A 16,846-nucleotide genomic window follows, 5' to 3' on the forward strand; every position below is an offset into this window, starting at 1 on the left:
CGGATGATTATGAAGACGTTTGGTTTGACTCTGAGAACTGGTGTATCATCCATGTTCTCTAGCTGTTTGTTTATCCAACTGCTTTGTTACCCGATGTGCAAGCCAAATGTTTTGTCTCCGAACGAAACGGTTTCCATATCTGCTGCTTTCGCATAAGCCACATCCGAAACGAGTACACTCTCACGTAAAACATGATCAAAACGCTCCAATGCTGCTCGTAGCTCATCGTCCACATCCAGTGTGAGCTGGACACGTTTATCGATGGGCAAATCCAGCTTTTTCCTCGCGTCCTGAACGACGCGGATGACTTCACGAACCAAGCCTTCTTGCTCAAGCTCTTCTGTGAGTGTCGTATTCAAGGCCACGTGGAGCTGATATCCAGATGCAGAAGCGAAGCCTTGCTTCCCTTGCTTTTCCACGAGCAGCTCATCTAGTGTCAGCCGCACGCTCTCTCCTGCGACCTCCACATCCAAGTAGCCATTGTCTACTGCCTTCTGTGCATCTGCTGCTTTCAATTCTTTTAGATACCCTTGAATCGGCCCAACGAGCTTGCCATATTTTTTCCCAGCTACCTTCAGGTTGAGCTTGAAATAATACGTCACGAAGCTGCTGTCGCTTTGCTCCACCCGAATGTTTTTGACATTGATCTCGTCTTGGATAATGCTGGCAAATCGTTCCAGGTTGAATGGCTGCTCCATCGATACAATCAGCTCGGACAGAGGCTGTCTGGTCTTGAGTCCAGTTTCGTTGCGGACATTTCGTGCCAGCTCCACGATGTGTCGGGCCGTTTCCATGTCCCGCTCAAGGGTTTCATCGATTGCTTCTGTGTTCACCACCGGATAGTCAGTCAAATGAACACTGCCTTCTCCCCCCAGATTGCCATACATATCTTCAGCGATCAGCGGTGCGTAAGGTGCGATCATCTTCGCCAGCGTCAGTAGCACTTCGCGCAGCGTCTCGTAAGCAGACACTTTGTCAGGCGTCATCCCGCTACTCCAGAAACGATCCCGCGAACGACGGATGTACCAGTTGCTCAGCTCGTCGACGAACGCTTCGATATGCCCCGCCGGATTCATGAAATCGTAGGTTTCCAGTCCTTTTACCACGTGCTGCAAGGTGGTGTTCAAGCGGGATAATATCCACCTATCCAAATCGTTTACAGGCGGCTGTGGCAGATGCTCTTCTGGCTTGAATGCATCGATCAAGGCGTACAGCGAGTAAAAAGCATGCGTGTTGTGGATCGTATCGATCACTTTGTACTTCGCCTCGGCGACGATCCGCTTGGAGAAACGCTTGCTACTCCACGGCGCACTGTCAGACAAGAGCGCCCACCGGAACGCATCTGCACCGAACTCCTCGATAACCTCCCACGGATCAATCCCGTTTCCTTTGCTTTTGGACATCTTCTGACCGTGTTCATCCAAAACGTGACCGGTAGAGATGACCGCCTTGTAAGGCGCTTTTCCGTTATACAGAGTAGAAACCGCCAATAAACTGAAGAACCAGCCCCGCGTCTGATCGATTCCTTCCGAAATGATGTCCGCAGGGTACTGCTCCTGGAATACCTTTTCGTCGCCGAATGGATGATGGTACTGAGCAAACGGCATCGAACCGCTGTCGAACCACACATCTATGACCTCAGGAGTCCGCTCCATCGTACCACCGCAAGAGCAACGCAGCTTCACATCATCCACAAATGGCTTGTGCAGCTCCAGATTCTCGTCGATTGGCTCCACAGATTTTTCACGCAAATCTTTTACACTGCCTGGCGCATATTCAGAGCCACAATCCTGACAAAGCCATAAATTGAGCGGCGTCCCCCAATACCGATTGCGGCTGATATTCCAATCTACGAGCTCTTCGAGGAATTTCCCGAAGCGCCCTTCGCGCAAGTGGCCTGGATACCAGTCGATCTTGCTGTTGTTTTCGATTAGCTGATCCTTGATCGCTGTCGTTTTGATGAACCAGCTCTCCATCGCGTAGTAGAGCAGTGGTGATTTGCAGCGCCAGCAAAACGGATAACTGTGCTCGTAGCGCTCCTTGGAAAACAGCAGACCGCGATGAGACAGTTCCTTTACGATATCGACGTCGCAATCCTTCACGAAGCGACCCGCGAAATCTGAGATTTGCTCGGTATAGCGGCCAGCCAAATTCACGACGTTTACAAAATCAAGACCATGCTGACGGGTCGTGCGATAGTCATCCTCCCCGTGCGCTGGCGCAGTATGCACGATGCCAGTTCCGCTCGTATCACTGACATAGTCCGCATCGACGACGATATGCCCATGGTTTACCTTGATATAGCCAAAAGGCGGCTCATACGGGGTACCGACGAATTCTGCCCCTTTGTGCGTGGACAAAACCTCGTAGTCTTCCTTGAACACTTTCTCCGCGAGATTTTTTGCTACGACGTACACTTCATCCTTGTGCTTCACCCGCACGTAATCGAGTTCTTTGTTGACAACCAAAGCCACGTTCGCCGGAAGTGTCCATGGTGTCGTCGTCCACGCCAGGAAGATGTCATCGCTTGTCTTGCTTTTGAATTTGACGGTCGCACTCAAATCCTTCACGTCTTCATAGCCTTGCGCCACTTCATGAGAGCTGAGCGTCGTCTGGCAATCCGGGCAATACGGACTGACACGATGTCCTTTGTACAGCAGTTCTTTCTTATGAATTTCAGAAAGGATGTGCCAGACACTTTCAATGTAGTCGTTAGTCAAGGTGACGTATGGATGCTCCATATCTGTCCAGTAAGCGATCCCTTCCGTCAGCTCGCGCCATTGTTTTTCGTACTCGAATACGCTGTTTTTGCATTCCTCGATGAACTTGGCCACTCCGTAGTTTTCGATCTCCTGCTTGCCAGAAATGCCAAGTCGTTTTTCCACCCCAAGCTCTACCGGGAGACCATGCGTATCCCAACCTGCTTTACGGACGACACGGTAGCCGGACATCGTTTTGTAACGTCCGATGAAATCCTTGATGACCCTTCCGAGCACGTGGCCGATATGCGGCTGTCCATTTGCAGTCGGAGGTCCTTCATAAAAGACGAAGTTTGGCTTTCCCAGCCGATTGTCCATCGACTTGCGGAACGTGTCGTCCTCCCTCCACTGATCCAGAACGCGCAACTCTCGTGTCCTTGCTTTTTCTTTTACGTCTACTTTCCTCATCATGTACACTCCTTCTTCTGTAGTTTGCGTAGAAGTGTAGGTTCGTAGAACGCAAAAAAATCCCGCCCCCTAAGGGACGAGATTTGATCTCGCGATACCACCCTTGTTCCGAAATCTTCATGCTAGCATGTCATTTCGGCACCTCTACTACGTACCATCATACGCGTCCCTTGTAACGGTGGGATTCCGGGTCAGCTTACTCCAAATGCTTCGGCTTTCCTTCTCGGAGAGGATTTTCGGCTAAGTCTTGAACGTTGGCTTTCAGCACTAGGGCCAACTCTCTGGGGAACAAGGGGATTAGCTTACTCTTTCTCGTCAATGAATTTGTTGGTGTTATTTTCGTTACTTTATTTTTTACACTGGTTTCAAAAAAATGTCAAGCAAGCGTATTACAGTCAAGGTCTTTTGTCGTTTGCGTCCCGAACCCCTTGTTGTCCTTCCTCAATGACTTCACGCCACTCCTGATTGCCATTGTCAACGGAATCTCTCCATAGCCCATTGCCTGTATCCACAGCGTATCGCCATATTTCCTGCTTCCGGTCGATAATGGCACTATCTGTATCCATAATTCCACCTTTTCCGTTAAATCTCTTTTTCAAATATTCCCTGGCGTCCAGCAATCTTTGTTTCTCTTCCTCCACCAACGCTTTTACTTTTTCCTTGGTATCTTCAGCGAGTTTTTTCTTCGCTTCTTTTTGACTGAGTGCGTCTTCTTTGGCATTTTCCTTCCACGCATACCAAGCTTGCTTGAGCTTGTCGTATTCGCCCCGAAGGTGCTTTTTCAAAGCCTCTTCATCCTGCACGGTTATGTATGTCCCCGCTCCCGCATCCGCCACTTGCTTGAGCATACGCTGCCCTTCGTTATCAACATCAAAACCGATAATGTTCACTACGGTCTTTATACTCGACTGGTTCAGTGCTTTTGCTGCTTCTACGGGATTTCCTCCGCACGTTTCGATCCCGTCACTCACCACGTACACGAATGTTTCGGTTGTCCCGGCAGGAATATCTTCTTGCACCGCTTGCAGCGCTTTTGCAATCGGTGTCCAGCCCGCTGGCTGTACTTTGCCCAATGCTTGTTGAAATGCTTCCTTCTGATAACCCGTCTCCGAATAAAAGGTCTCTGTACTGGCGCATGATAACGCTTTGTCTTGGTCACTGCCGCTTCCTTTATGCCCATATACACGTAAAGAAATCGTCGCGTTTTTGGGAAGGACTGACGCAAATTGGTCAATCGCCTCTCGAGCTGCCTCCATCTTCGTTTTTTTGCCGACTTTTCCTTTCATGCTGCCACTCGCATCAATTAGCAAGGCAAAATGCGTTTTTTGCGTTTCCGGCAAGGTAATCTCCTCAGTCGGACGCTGCAAGTGAACGTCTACACTGGAATCAAAATTCGCAAACGCGAGTACAAACGGGCGGTAGTCCTCTCCGAGTAATTTCAGCAGTTCATCGAGATATTGCTCCGAAGTAAGTGTAGCTGGGAGCTTATCCAATTCTTTTTTGACCTTCTCTTCATCGTAATTCTCGCCAGCATACGTCCCCACCACCTGGTTTGCCAATGCGAGCTCAAATGCCGTCAACTCTCGCTTGACAGGCGGCAGCGGCTCTCTGGCCTGCGTTTGTATGGATGTATCTGAAGTTGTCTGATCAGACGTTTTCGTCTGCTCCTGCATGTTTGCGGTTTGTTGTGTCGCAGCAGTGTCTTTTTGCGCAGGATCAGCGTCTGTACAGCCGGTCATCACTAGCATAAGAAACACAATAAACGATGCCCATTTCTTCAAAAAGCTTCCCCCTCCTCTTACTCCACCCTACATTATGCTAAATCATTCCAATTCGAACAAATTATAAAAGATGTAGGCCGTTTTTCCTATAACAAAAAAAAGAGCAACACAAAGCGTTTCCACACTTTGCGCTACTCTTTTCCGCTTACAAAAATTTTTAAGCCACTGCCCTTTTCACGCTGCGACGGCTTTCCACTTGCGACAAGAACAAGCTGAGAACCAGGATAATCGCGCCGAACAAATACGGTGCGTTCAAATGAACCCCGTACAGCGTACCTGCCACTGCTGGGCCAAAAATATTTCCCAGACTCATATAGGCATTGTTCATCCCTGCTACAAAGCCTTGTTCATCCCCTGCTCGCTTGGAGATCAGCGTGTTGATCGCCGGACGCATAATCGACGTCAGGGTAAAGAAGATAACCGTCATAATCAGCATATACCAGAAGTTACCGGACAAGAGCATCATCACCATCGATACAGCAGACAAGAAGAACGTCCAGTTAATGAGCTTCTTCTCGCCAAAACGAGTAATGAGCTTGCCGATCAGCGCTGCCTGCACAATCGTACCAGCAAGTGCTCCCACTGTGATAATGATGGAAATATCACGAGGAGTATACGCGAACTTCGCATCGACGAACAGCGGGAAGATAACTTCGAAGTTCGCCAAGCCAAACGTCATCGTAAAGACCAGTACCAGCATGATGAAATAAGACGATTGAAATGACTTGCCGAGTTGTACGAAGATGTTTTCCTGCTTCTCTTTGGCGTTTCGTGCCACAAGCTGCTTTTCCTTCGGAAGTGATTCTGACAAGAAAAAGATGGAACCGAGTGTGGCTACCGCACCAACTGCCGCGGAAATATAGAACGGCATACGCAAGCCAAGCTCTGCTAAAAATCCGCCAATACCAGGCCCGATAACAAATCCGAGCGACATGGCAGCTCCGAGCATCCCCAGTCCTTTTCCACGTTTATCCTCTGTCGTAATGTCTGCTACATACGCCAGCATGGACGGAATCATCGCTGCTGCCCCGATCCCGCCGATCAGACGAGAAAGGTAGAGCACCCAAGTCTGTTCAGCCAAGGCAAAGACCAGATTGGAGATCGTAAACAGGACAAGTCCCATTACAATCATGATTTTACGACCGTACTTATCCGACCATTCCCCCGCAATCGGAGAAAAAAGAAATTGGGTCACACCAAAGGCCGCCACCAAGTATCCAGCCGTCTCCCCACCCGCGCCGAACTCTTTGAGAAACTCGGGCAAAATCGGAATAATCAAGCCAATTCCCAGCATGGCAATAAACATGTTGATCATCAGGAAGAGAATCGGTCGCTGACTATTCTCTTGTGCATTCATATTCATTTATCCAGTCCTATCCTTATAGATTTTTCTCTTTAGCCTTGCAGCTTCGCTTTCACACTTTCAATCACCGTGCGCCAAATGGCTGGGTCTGTTGAAATCGTCTGCTTGAAGCTGCGGTACAGCTCCTTTTGCTTCTCCTCAAAATCAGGAGCGTCAGCAGCAGGCAATCCTGCCCGGGCCGTCGTAATCATTTCCTGCACTTCTGGAGAACGCGGTCCCCAAACTCTTGCCTCGTAGCCATCCTGGTCGAGGAAAATAAAGATCGGGATCGCACGTGCTGTGCCATTGGTCAGGTATTGATCCATCAGCTCCAGATTTTCGTCACGGATAAGAAAGCGCAATTCGATGTTGCTTTCCTCGGCAATTCGCTGAATGACAGGAACGCACAAGGAAGCATCCCCACACCAGTCTGCGGTCAGCACGACCCCTTTCCAATTGCGCTGGGAGAGGTCCTTCCAGACAGCCAGATCCTCGTCAGTAAATGTGAGCTGATCGTATACGCGGGACAGCTCTTCTTTGTTGACGTTCATGCTTTCTTTGTACGCAGCAAAGCTCATTCCTTTTTCAAACCAACTGTTATGATTCACGTTAGACATACTCCGTACTCCTCTCGGTATAGTGAAAAATTATTGCTCCCAAATAGCAGAAGTTCCCAAGCGATTGCGAATGGAAGAGCTTCTTGTTTTGCGGGCTTCTTTCCCTGACGTCTGTTTCATGGTGCTTGCCTTGGCAGTCAGGTCCATAAACCACTCTCTATCTTTGGTTGCGAGGGCGAGGTCGATTAGATCATGCATGTGCTCTTCATCATCAAAAGAACCTACCGGAATGCGTTCCATCCACTGTCTTGGAATCACCACCTGCTTGCCGATCGTCTCTTCGTTGTCGCAATGAACCACATAAACTTTCGCGGTACCTCGCAATGAATCATCTGTTTCGACGAAGCCTTGAACTAATTCGCCGAATTTGGTTTTGCCCAATATCCATTCTCCGACTTCCAATAACTCATCTCGATTCATTCTCGTGCACCTCCTAATTGTAACGGAATTTATTACAGTTTCCACGTTAAAAATTTGTATGGTTACTGTTGCGAATTCTCCTGACATCCTTGACGAACTTTATCTAATACGGTCTGGATCGTGATTTGTTCCAAATACTTCGTGAAGTACATCTCTGCTTCGGTAAAAATCTGATCCATGACTCCGTGCATATTCGCAGAAACCTGACACGCTTCTTGCGGATCTCCCGAACACCAGTGCGGCTTCAGCGTACCGTTCGAGATCGAACGATATATCTCAGCCAAGGTGACCTCATTCGGGTCGCACGCGAGTATATAACCGCCGCCAATTCCCTCTTTGGTCTTCACAAATCCGTTCTTACGTAGAATGCTCATGATTTTGCGAATTCTGGCAGGATTCGTACATACATTTTTTGCGATGAGCTCACTGCTTGCCATATGCTCTGGGATATGAGCCAACAACGCCAAGCTGTGAACAGCTATGGTAAATTCACTATTCACGTCACAGACGGCCTCCTTGCGAAGAGTACTGTAATAATAATTCGTACAGTTACGAATGTCAACAATTGTGTGGGGGGAAACTTTTTAAAAAACCGGAGGCTTTCATTCTGCGGTGGTCGCGGGGAAGCGCAGGCACATGTTTTCCAGTCGCCTTTTTCCTCACTTCGTTCGGGCGGTCTCCTTCCAAACATGTACCTGCGCTTTTCGGACAGCTATTGCTTCTGCGAGGCTTTTTTAAATAAGTTTTTTTATAAAAAGGATTTCATCGCGGATAGGGATGCCGTTGTCTGCGATGAGGGGGATTTCTGGTTTGATTTGGCGGGCTTTGTCCACGGCATTGATGTACAGCGCGTGAAGCTGATAGCCTCTTTTTTGGTAAAAGCCAATGGCGTGCAGGTTATCGTTGGTGGTGACGAGCTTCATGCGGTGGCAGCCTTTTTCTTTGGCGGTCTGCTCTACTTGACAGAGAAGGGCGGTCCCGATTCCTTTGTTTTCGGTCACGCTGTCCAAGGAAATGATTTCACATTCCTGATCTTCGAGTACATAGGAAATAAATCCGTTGATTGCACCATCTTCCCCTTTCACTGCGTAGCCGTCCAGCGCATCGCATTGGAAGACGCCACTGGAGATGACCATTTGCGGACTTCCCCAGTGTTTGATGAAAAATTCTGTGATGACATTTTTGTCCAGTTCGCTTGTTGAAATCATCTGCATAACAATCACCTCTCCAAAATGCTAAAGAAAAAGCCCTCGCTTTTGAGTCAGCAAGGGCTCCACATCGTTACGAACGCACATCCAGCAGTACTTTTCCCGTACTCGCCCTGCTCTCGACCAACGCATGGGCACTTGCTGCTTCTTCCAATGCAAAATGCTTGCCGATCTTGATGTCGAGCTGACCATTCGCCAAATACTCCAAGACTTGCTTGGCTGTATTCTGCAACAAGTGTGGACGGAGCTTGCGTGTCGTACCAAAGCTGAAGCCTAATACAGAACGGCAGCTTGCATGCAGATCGATCGTCTTGATCTGACCGATTTCACCGCTGGCATTGCCAAAATGGACGAGTCGGCCGTACCAAGCGAGGCACTCGAGACTACGCTCGCTCACCGTTCCGGAAATCGAGTCCAAAATGACATCGGCTCCCGCACCATCCGTCAGCGCACGTACCTTTTCCACAAAATCTTCGCGATCATTGCAAATGACATGGTCGGCACCGGCTGACAAGGCAATTTTCGCCTTTGTTTCATTACCAACTGTGCCAATGACACGTCCTGCTCCCAGCAGCTTGGCTAATTGAATGGCCGTGGTTCCGATTCCGCCTGCCGCAGCGTGAATCAGTACGGTCTCCCCTTTGGCAATGCGGGCAACCTTCGCCAATAGCTGGTACGAAGTAAATGACACGACTGGGCAAGCCGCTGCTGTTTCCGTGCTGATTTGATCTGGCAGTGCAAAGGTCAAGCTCTCTTCCGCCACGATATATTCGGCGTACGATCCGTTGGCCGGAAATGCGATGACTCGTTGTCCCACCTTCAGGCTATGCACCTCTGCCCCCACCTGTTCAATCACACCAGTCGCATCGAGTCCCGGGATAAACGGCAGCTTGGCTGCTCCCTTTTTTCCATATCGTGATTTGATATCGGCAAAATTGACACTGGTCATCTCGACGCGGATCAGGACCTGTGTAGGTGACATGCTCGGCATCTCGACTTCGGTATATTTCATTGTTTCCGGCCCGCCTAATTCCGTTACCAAGATCGCTTTCATGAGAACCCTCCAGACAAGATTGGAATGACATGGTTAGCTTTGCAGAATGGTCATGATCGCAGCTTTTTTCGCTGCAAACTCCTCGTCGGAAAGCACAGGGGTAAACGCAGCTCGCGGAATATCCACCAATAGATCATGCCAAGATTTGCAGCCTTGATAAGCAGCGTCAATCGGGATTTCTACCGAATGCTCTAATCGATACATCCGCACGAACAAAATGTGCAGCGGCTGTTTTTTCTTCCAATGCAAGCGCACATCTGCGAAATTATCCGTCCAGATGTGGAAGGGCGAAAGCGCACGCAGCTTGGCATCGTCCATCAGTTCAACATCATCGGTTACTTCGGCAAAGTATTCAATCATCACGCTCTTCTTGTCCATTGTCCAGCCTTCGAGGGTCGCGTCCAACAGGTGTTGGTAGTCTGCCTTTACCATGTCGCGCTTCTGGTGCTCATAGGTCGGATACAAATAAAATTGATTATTTTCCAAGCGGAATTCTCGTGTTTCTTCGTATAATCCACCCTTACGGATCGTGATGATCTGCTCACCTTCTCCAAGTGCTTTGACGGCGACTGCCCATTCCTTCAAGCTAAGGGGGGATAGCGGCTGTACGATCGACTGCATGCAGCACGTCTCCCTTCTACTGTCAGAATCGTTTGATGACTTCAGTCTAGCCCAATTCCAGCTCGTTGAGAAGTCGTCTTCAACAGTTGATCGACATGCTGCATAGCTCCTTGCAGTCTCTCGGCATAATTTCCTCGCAGTGTCACGTAGGTTATTCCACGCTCATCCAGCATCTGGCGCAGCTTTTCATGATTGTGTAGGCGTACTGGCTCCTCTCCGTGCACACGCAGTCCATCATCCACCCACGCGACATCTGGCTCCATGAACAGCCACAAATCATACGCTTGCTCTTCGGCAACCTGGTCCAGGACAGGGAAGGTTTGCCCGGTGTACAGTTCGGAGTAAAACTGGGTGACAATCGCTTCGGTATCGATGAACAAGAGCTTGTTGGCTTTCTGGAGCGCTTCGTACTCTTTCATTTTGTGTCCATACGCGATATGCGGGAAATACTCCGGTGTCAAAATCGTATCGCAGCCCCCGACCTCTTCGCAGATGGTGCGCCCATACTCCTCGACAAACACGGTGTTGTAGATTTTCGCAAGATAACGGGTCAAGGTCGATTTCCCGCAGCTCTCTGTTCCTACCACTACTACCTTTTTGACGAAATAGGGCTGAACAACAGCAGGGATGTGCTGCCAATGGGTGTAGACCCCTTCTTGGCGAATTTGGGTAGCGGAAATCGGCACTTGGCTGCGCGATTCATCGAGTATGATGTGCGCTGCCTCCGGGTACAAACGGCGAAAAATCGGATCATAGGTGGACTCGGAGCTGAAAACCAGATCGATTTTTTTCCCGATCTTGCGCTTGATGTCCACTGCTCCTGCCTCCCAATCGTAGCTCTCGTCGCTATCCGCATGATCCTCGACTGCCAGTACGCGGACATTTTCCATGTCCTTGACCAGTGTGGACAGCCATCTCAAGCGCACTTCATAGGGAATGGCCTTGATCCCTGCCTCTTCACACAGTTTTCGGTCGCGAGTCGGGCTGTGCGAGAGAACGACGTACAGCTCGTCACAGCGGCAAGCCGCCTGTGTAATTGCGTATACATGTCCCTGATGCAGTGGCAAAAATTTTCCACCAATGAAGCCTACGCCCCCCATGTCTGCTCCTCCCTTTGCTTGCGATACTGTCTTACCCAGTTCATCAAGCCGTAGATGGCATTCACCAAATAAGCGGACCACATGACCAGCATCGAGATATCGCTTCCGTCCTTCAAAAACGCCACCAGCCACATGTAGATCGTGAACAAATCAATGATGATCCAGACCACCCACTGTTCGACCAAACGCTTCACCATGAAAAGCATCGCGATGACGGAGAGCACAGCCGTCAAGGAATCGACAAAAGGCAAGGCACCGCCCATTTGCTTCAATACAAATCCGTAGGCAATCGTTGCAATGACGCTCAAGATCGTCCACCAGATGCGTGCTCGGTTTGACAAAACGGTAATCATGACATCATTTTGTTTCACTTCGGACACGCGGTTTTTACGCCACAGGTAGAGTCCAATGAATTGCATCGGCAAAAAATAGAGAAGATTCAGCATCACTTCGCCATAGTACTTTTGCCCATAGGCGACGAACGCGTACAAAACCACATTGATGATACCCGGGTAATAGCTCCACGTCTTGCCTTTGGCGACGAGCACGACACTCAGCATCCCTGTCAAGGAGGCGATCAAGCCGATGAATGTATCATCCAATGCGAAATACAAATAGAGGGTAACGAGTGTAAACGAAATGAGCCAAATTTTTTCAAACCAATTCCAGTCTGCTAAAAAGCGGGTGCTTTTCGCATTCATGCGAATCTCTCCTTGAACGCTCGCAGGTTTTCCTGGCGCGCAGAATTGTCATAGACGGCAAAAACGATGTGGTCAAAAAGCTGTGCATACTGTTCGTCAATCAAAACAGTCGCAAAGTAATCTGCTACGTCCTCCGCTTTGTTGCGGAATACTCCGCAGCCGTACGCTCCCAAAATGATCGTCCGGTGGTTATGAATGGCTGCTGCCCGCAAGATTTTTCGAATGCGTTCCTTCATGACAGGGCCAATCTTCGCGATATTTTCAGGCTCTCGCTCACGAATAACCCCTGCATTCACAGCAGGCGCCGTAATAAAAGACAAGAGATATGGATCATGCAAAAGCTGATCGCTTTGGTCGCGGAGCACAGGAACACGCGGTGCATAGATCATGTAATCGGAGTAAAAGCAGGTTTTCAACTGACGATGATAGGTGTACATTTCCTGCATCTGCACGATGCAAGGATACAGCCCGGAGGAACGCGCCAAGCTCTCTTCCTGCGCCTGGCTTCCCCCAAGGAAACCTCCGCCCGGATTTTTGGCGGAAGCAAAATTCAAGCAAACGGTATCTGCTCGTTTCTCGTGAACGACGAGGCGCTTGGCTGCATCCAGACTGGATTCCGAGGTTACCTCGACTTTGGCACGCAACTGTGCAGCCGCTGCTTGATTCGATAGCAATGGCACTGTGTTTGCTGTCAAATCATTTGGACGATACAAGATTGACTGGCTGATGGCAGCAGCTAGATCCTCCGTAATGTTCTTCTTTTCTCCCGCTCTGTTCACGTAGTAGCCCTGCTCTATGATTTGCAGCGTCTCTTGCGCGATTCGTACGCGCACGCTTCGATTGTGTCCCTGATTCATTCTGATTTCCTCCCTGGTACGGGGCTACGCCTGATCCATCCATTCCGGGTTAAATCGGAAGTACTTGGATGGTCGGTGCCCGGCATGTTTTCGATATTGATTCGTTTCCAGCACTTTGTCGGCTACCTTCCTGCGAAATGCCGCAGCCAACAGCTCACGTCCCAAAATCACTTCGTACACCTGTTGCAGATCGCTTAGCGTGAACAGCTCCGGCATTAAGGCAAAGGCGATGTCCGTGTATTCAATCTTGTTACGCAATCGTTCCAGTGCGTATTGAATGATTTTGGCATGATCGAAAGCGATGTTGTTCGTCTCTACAATTTCGCGTGTCTCACGTATCGTGCGACCCGTTACTGTTTTGGTGATCTTAATGGTGGCAGACAGCTCTTCGCTCTCATGTACAAGGCGCAGCTCCAGCCATTTTTCAGTAATGGAGCCGTCAATAGTCGCCGTCTTCGTTTCTTTCACCCACCTGTCCTCGATGCGGTACCACTCCGCTTCATCTGCATCATCCCCTGCTTGTAGCTGTAAAGACGAGCTGTCTACCAAGGCCATGTACGATGTGCTGATGACCCATGTCCGAGGATCTCTGCCCGCATCACCCCAGGTGTAGAGCTGCTCCAAGTAAATGTCGTCTACGTTTGTTTCTGTACGCAGCTCGCGTCTGGCTGCCTCCTCGAGACTCTCCCCAGGTGCAACAAATCCGCCTGGCAACGCCCATTGGCCGATATAGGGATGCTCCCCACGCTTCACGAGCAATATTTTCAACGACTTGGGCGAGAGCTTGCGGTAATTCTCCTCCAGCTCATCCATCACGGTGAATACCAGCATATCGACTGTCACAGACGGTCGCTCGAATTGGCTGACATCATAAGCCTCCAAGTACTCCAGTTCGGTTTGACCTCGTTTATTTACATGTGATTTTTCTTTCATCCAATCGCCTCTTTTTGCTGCTGAATTGTTGTTGTCTTTTTGTTATTAACAAAATGTTATTATCAAGTTGTTGGTATCATATTACTCTTTCCTGTTTTTGGTGTCAACTTATTAAAATTTGAGTATTGGGTAATTAGCAAAAAAGCCGCGTAGAAGAAGCGTATTTCCAGTCCAAGCGCCTCTGGAGCCCGCCCCAGCTTCGTAATAAATGGCGGGGAATTTCAGCTTCACCTATGGACTACTTCCTCGAAACTTTCTACGTTTGAAGCGCTCCCGCCATTTATTACGAAGCGGACAGTCTTCACCCACAGCAGGGCGGAGGCCGAAGCGTAGACTGGAAATACGCTTCTTCCCACCACCCCAGCTACTTTTTCAAACCAAAGCAAAAAGCCCCCTGCCAGCTTATTCACTGACAGGAGGCTTCTTAAAATTATTAATAGCTTAGATTAAGCAGCACTCGGATCGGCTTTAACAGCCTGAACATAATCGTCTGCTTTCTTTTTGTCGAACTGACCTTCCCAACGAGAGATCACGATTGCTGCCAACGCATTACCTACTACGTTAACAACCGTACGAGCCATATCCATCAAACGGTCTACACCGGCGATGAAAGCAAGACCTTCGACTGGGAGACCTACAGAGCCGAGGGTAGCCAACAATACTACGAACGATACTCCCGGTACACCAGCGATCCCTTTGGACGTAACCATCAGTACGAGCATCAGCGTAATCTGAGTGCTGATTGGCATGTGAATACCATACATTTGCGCAATGAACAGAGCAGCCAGTGCCTGGTACAGTGTGGAACCATCCAGGTTGAAGGAGTAGCCTGTCGGAATAACAAAGGACGTGATCGCCTTCGGACAGCCCATCTTCTCCATTTTTTCCATAATTTTAGGCAGTACAGTCTCGGAGCTGGAAGTGGAGTAAGCCAACAACAGCTCGTCCTTCAGTACACGCAGAATGGAAGTGATTTTGACTCCGCTGATACGTGCGATGATGCCCAATACCACCAAAATGAAGAACAACATTGCCAAGTGAACCAAAATAACCAGTTTGCCCAATGGAATGAGCGATGACAAACCAAACTTGGAAACGGTAACACCAATCAGTGCAAAAACACCAAACGGAGCAAAACGCATGATTGTGTTTACAACCCAGAACATCGCGTCTGCAACCCCATTGAAGAAGTTGAGAACGGGCCTTCCTTTTTCTCCGGCAGCTGCTACACCAAGTCCAAATAGAACGGAGAAGAAAATAATAGCTAACATGTCGCCACGAGCCAGTGCATCAAACACGTTAGTAGGAACAATCTTGACGAATGTTTCCACCATGCCATGACTTTGTGTCGTTTCGGCAGTATCTACATACGTGTGGATATCAGTCTTCGTAAGGACTGTTCGATCCACGCCGACACCCGGTTGAAAGATATTGGCCGCCAAAAGACCAACGATAATGGCAATCGTGGTAACGATTTCAAAATACAGAATTGTCTTACCACCGATTTTGCCCAGCTTTTTCATGTCTCCTACGCCTGCTACGCCAACAATAAGCGTGGCAACAACGATCGGAACGACAATCATTTTAATCAATCGGAGAAAAATATCACCGATAGGCTGTAAATAGGTCGCCACTGCCGGGTTGCCGTAAAAAATAGCACCCACCAGGATACCCAGAATGAGACCGACGACAATCTGCATCGCTAATCCAAACCGCTTCATTCTGACACCTCGCTATGAAAGATTAAGATGTGACTCTCAAGACGATATGCTTATATGCATCAAACTTGAGTGGTATATAGGTGAGCATCATATCATGTTTTTTTGTGTTTTCCCCTTTTTTGTATTCTTTTTATTTCTTTATTTTTTCTGATAATCTCTATAGAATTCGCGATATCATTGGGCTCGTTGTATTCGTTTCTGGAAAAATGATAAAATAAGGGAATCAGTTTACAGCGATTTTTCATTCAGAATGGAGCGCAGTCATGACGATTCGGAAAATGATCATCCTGCTACTGGTTTTGGCAGTCGGGTTGTTTCTTTTGCCTTACTCCGTCCCCTTTTTGCTAGCACTGTTAACAGCAATTCTGGTTGAGCCGCTCGTCTTGTTTCTTATCAAAAGGCTACGAATGAATCGGATGAGTGCGGTAATCGCATCCTTTTTTCTTTTCCTCATTTCTTTTGGGATCGTACTGTACTGGATCGGCACGCAGATCGTGATTCAGGGAATTGATTTGGCTCAGCGATTACCTGCTTTTTCGCAGCATATTTTTGAGTTGGTCGAGTCCTATTTAATGAGCTGGGAAACTTACTATGAATCGTTACCTGCCGAAACCGTCTCGGAAATCCAGAGTGTCTTCGCTGGGCTGAAAAGCTGGGCGCTTACTTCAGCCTCTACGGTTGCCAAAGGCATTCTCGGTGTGGCAGCCATCGTTCCGGGCTTTTTGATCTCGACAATTATTTACTTGGTTGCCTTGTTTTTGATCAGTCTCGATTTGCCGAAGTTACGTGCTGGGTTCATGAGAATGTTCACGGTGTCTGCTCGTGAAAAGGTCGAGGTGGTTATCTCTCAATTGAACCGTGCCACCCTTGGGTTTTTACGTGCGCAAATCATCTTGAGCCTAATGACGTTCACGCTGTCCTTTTTGGGATTGCTCATTTTGCAGGTCAAATATGCAGCCGTCATTTCGCTCATGATCGTTTTCGTCGATATTCTCCCCATCTTGGGCGCAGGCTCGTTCCTCGTCCCGTGGGCTATTTACAACTTCTTGATGGGCAACTCTTATTTGGCAATCGGCCTGATCGTCATCTTCCTGGTAATTACGGTCGTCCGCCGCATTATTGAGCCCAAGGTACTCGCATCTAATCTGGGAATTAGCGCCCTGGCCGCACTTGTCAGCTTGTTCCTCGGATTTCAGGTGATGGGATTTTTCGGGCTGATACTCGGTCCAGCGCTCGTCATCATTTACGAGGCGCTGCGGAAAGCTGGTTTCTTGCATTTCAAAATAGATTTTTGATGGGCACAAAAGATCGGTAGTACTGCGGC

15 protein-coding genes and 1 other annotated feature are annotated in these 16,846 nt (G+C 48.8%); of the genes, 1 reads left to right on the forward strand and 14 read right to left on the reverse strand.

Features of this window, described 5'->3' with window-relative positions:
* Positions 1-86: 86 nt before the first annotated feature.
* From ileS to HP568_RS16715, 14 genes are all read right to left on the reverse strand, one after another.
* On the reverse strand, positions 87-3,167 hold the full coding sequence (gene ileS / locus HP568_RS16650) for an isoleucine--tRNA ligase (RefSeq protein ID WP_173629672.1): 3,081 nt from the start codon (positions 3,165-3,167) through the stop codon (positions 87-89).
* A gap of 69 nt (positions 3,168-3,236) precedes the next feature.
* Positions 3,237-3,495: a binding site (T-box leader), on the reverse strand.
* A gap of 67 nt (positions 3,496-3,562) precedes the next feature.
* Positions 3,563-4,948 carry a VWA domain-containing protein gene (locus tag HP568_RS16655; protein ID WP_254551284.1) on the reverse strand — a complete coding sequence of 462 codons (1,386 nt, stop codon included), beginning with the start codon at positions 4,946-4,948 and terminating at the stop codon, positions 3,563-3,565.
* 157 nt (positions 4,949-5,105) lie between these two features.
* Positions 5,106-6,311 carry an MFS transporter gene (locus tag HP568_RS16660; protein ID WP_082195888.1) on the reverse strand — a complete coding sequence of 402 codons (1,206 nt, stop codon included), beginning with the start codon at positions 6,309-6,311 and terminating at the stop codon, positions 5,106-5,108.
* Positions 6,312-6,343: 32 nt separating this feature from the next.
* Complete coding sequence (locus HP568_RS16665; protein ID WP_048031847.1) at positions 6,344-6,907, reverse strand: thioredoxin family protein; 564 nt, start codon at positions 6,905-6,907, stop codon at positions 6,344-6,346.
* Between the two features lie 30 nt (positions 6,908-6,937).
* On the reverse strand, positions 6,938-7,327 hold the full coding sequence (locus HP568_RS16670; RefSeq protein WP_048031846.1) for an IDEAL domain-containing protein: 390 nt from the start codon (positions 7,325-7,327) through the stop codon (positions 6,938-6,940).
* A 62-nt stretch (positions 7,328-7,389) separates the two neighbouring features.
* The gene (locus HP568_RS16675; protein ID WP_048031845.1) at positions 7,390-7,827 is read right to left on the reverse strand and encodes an RrF2 family transcriptional regulator; all 438 of its coding nucleotides are present in this window, start codon (positions 7,825-7,827) and stop codon (positions 7,390-7,392) included.
* 234 nt (positions 7,828-8,061) lie between these two features.
* Positions 8,062-8,541 (reverse strand): GNAT family N-acetyltransferase, encoded by a 480-nt coding sequence (locus tag HP568_RS16680; protein ID WP_173629673.1) that lies wholly within the window; start codon positions 8,539-8,541, stop codon positions 8,062-8,064.
* Positions 8,542-8,608: 67 nt separating this feature from the next.
* Positions 8,609-9,589, reverse strand: a complete 981-nt coding sequence (locus HP568_RS16685) for a quinone oxidoreductase family protein (protein WP_173629674.1) — start codon at positions 9,587-9,589, stop codon at positions 8,609-8,611.
* A gap of 33 nt (positions 9,590-9,622) precedes the next feature.
* Positions 9,623-10,210 carry a DUF1802 family protein gene (locus HP568_RS16690; RefSeq protein WP_173629675.1) on the reverse strand — a complete coding sequence of 196 codons (588 nt, stop codon included), beginning with the start codon at positions 10,208-10,210 and terminating at the stop codon, positions 9,623-9,625.
* A gap of 41 nt (positions 10,211-10,251) precedes the next feature.
* Positions 10,252-11,310: a multifunctional transcriptional regulator/nicotinamide-nucleotide adenylyltransferase/ribosylnicotinamide kinase NadR gene (gene nadR / locus HP568_RS16695; protein ID WP_173629676.1), complete on the reverse strand. Its 1,059-nt coding sequence runs from the start codon at positions 11,308-11,310 to the stop codon at positions 10,252-10,254.
* A complete protein-coding gene (pnuC, locus tag HP568_RS16700) occupies positions 11,298-12,011 on the reverse strand; it encodes a nicotinamide riboside transporter PnuC (protein WP_173629677.1) in 714 nt (237 codons plus the stop codon). The genes nadR and pnuC overlap by 13 nt, the downstream gene beginning before the upstream one ends.
* Positions 12,008-12,868 (reverse strand): TIGR02452 family protein, encoded by an 861-nt coding sequence (locus HP568_RS16705; protein WP_048031839.1) that lies wholly within the window; start codon positions 12,866-12,868, stop codon positions 12,008-12,010. The genes pnuC and HP568_RS16705 overlap by 4 nt, the downstream gene beginning before the upstream one ends.
* 24 nt (positions 12,869-12,892) lie before the next feature.
* Positions 12,893-13,801: an NUDIX hydrolase gene (locus HP568_RS16710; protein WP_173629678.1), complete on the reverse strand. Its 909-nt coding sequence runs from the start codon at positions 13,799-13,801 to the stop codon at positions 12,893-12,895.
* Positions 13,802-14,247: 446 nt separating this feature from the next.
* Positions 14,248-15,522, reverse strand: a complete 1,275-nt coding sequence (locus HP568_RS16715; protein WP_173629679.1) for a cation:dicarboxylate symporter family transporter — start codon at positions 15,520-15,522, stop codon at positions 14,248-14,250.
* 263 nt (positions 15,523-15,785) lie between these two features.
* Between HP568_RS16715 and ytvI the strand changes: the two genes are divergently transcribed.
* On the forward strand, positions 15,786-16,817 hold the full coding sequence (gene ytvI, locus HP568_RS16720; RefSeq protein WP_048031835.1) for a sporulation integral membrane protein YtvI: 1,032 nt from the start codon (positions 15,786-15,788) through the stop codon (positions 16,815-16,817).
* Positions 16,818-16,846 lie beyond the last annotated feature (29 nt).

This window comes from Brevibacillus sp. MS2.2 (assembly GCF_013284345.1).
Taxonomy (GTDB): Bacteria; Bacillota; Bacilli; order Brevibacillales; family Brevibacillaceae; genus Brevibacillus; species Brevibacillus brevis_C.

Coding starts and splice junctions, on each gene's coding strand:
- ileS (WP_173629672.1), bottom strand. CDS start 3,167: ATGAGGAAAGTAGACGTAAAAGAAAAAGCAAGGACACGAGAGTTGCGC.
- HP568_RS16660 (WP_082195888.1), bottom strand. CDS start 6,311: ATGAATATGAATGCACAAGAGAATAGTCAGCGACCGATTCTCTTCCTG.
- HP568_RS16665 (WP_048031847.1), bottom strand. CDS start 6,907: ATGTCTAACGTGAATCATAACAGTTGGTTTGAAAAAGGAATGAGCTTT.
- HP568_RS16670 (WP_048031846.1), bottom strand. CDS start 7,327: ATGAATCGAGATGAGTTATTGGAAGTCGGAGAATGGATATTGGGCAAA.
- HP568_RS16680 (WP_173629673.1), bottom strand. CDS start 8,541: ATGCAGATGATTTCAACAAGCGAACTGGACAAAAATGTCATCACAGAA.
- HP568_RS16685 (WP_173629674.1), bottom strand. CDS start 9,589: ATGAAAGCGATCTTGGTAACGGAATTAGGCGGGCCGGAAACAATGAAA.
- HP568_RS16690 (WP_173629675.1), bottom strand. CDS start 10,210: ATGCAGTCGATCGTACAGCCGCTATCCCCCCTTAGCTTGAAGGAATGG.
- nadR (WP_173629676.1), bottom strand. CDS start 11,310: ATGGGGGGCGTAGGCTTCATTGGTGGAAAATTTTTGCCACTGCATCAG.
- pnuC (WP_173629677.1), bottom strand. CDS start 12,011: ATGAATGCGAAAAGCACCCGCTTTTTAGCAGACTGGAATTGGTTTGAA.
- HP568_RS16705 (WP_048031839.1), bottom strand. CDS start 12,868: ATGAATCAGGGACACAATCGAAGCGTGCGCGTACGAATCGCGCAAGAG.
- HP568_RS16710 (WP_173629678.1), bottom strand. CDS start 13,801: ATGAAAGAAAAATCACATGTAAATAAACGAGGTCAAACCGAACTGGAG.
- HP568_RS16715 (WP_173629679.1), bottom strand. CDS start 15,522: ATGAAGCGGTTTGGATTAGCGATGCAGATTGTCGTCGGTCTCATTCTG.
- ytvI (WP_048031835.1), top strand. CDS start 15,786: ATGACGATTCGGAAAATGATCATCCTGCTACTGGTTTTGGCAGTCGGG.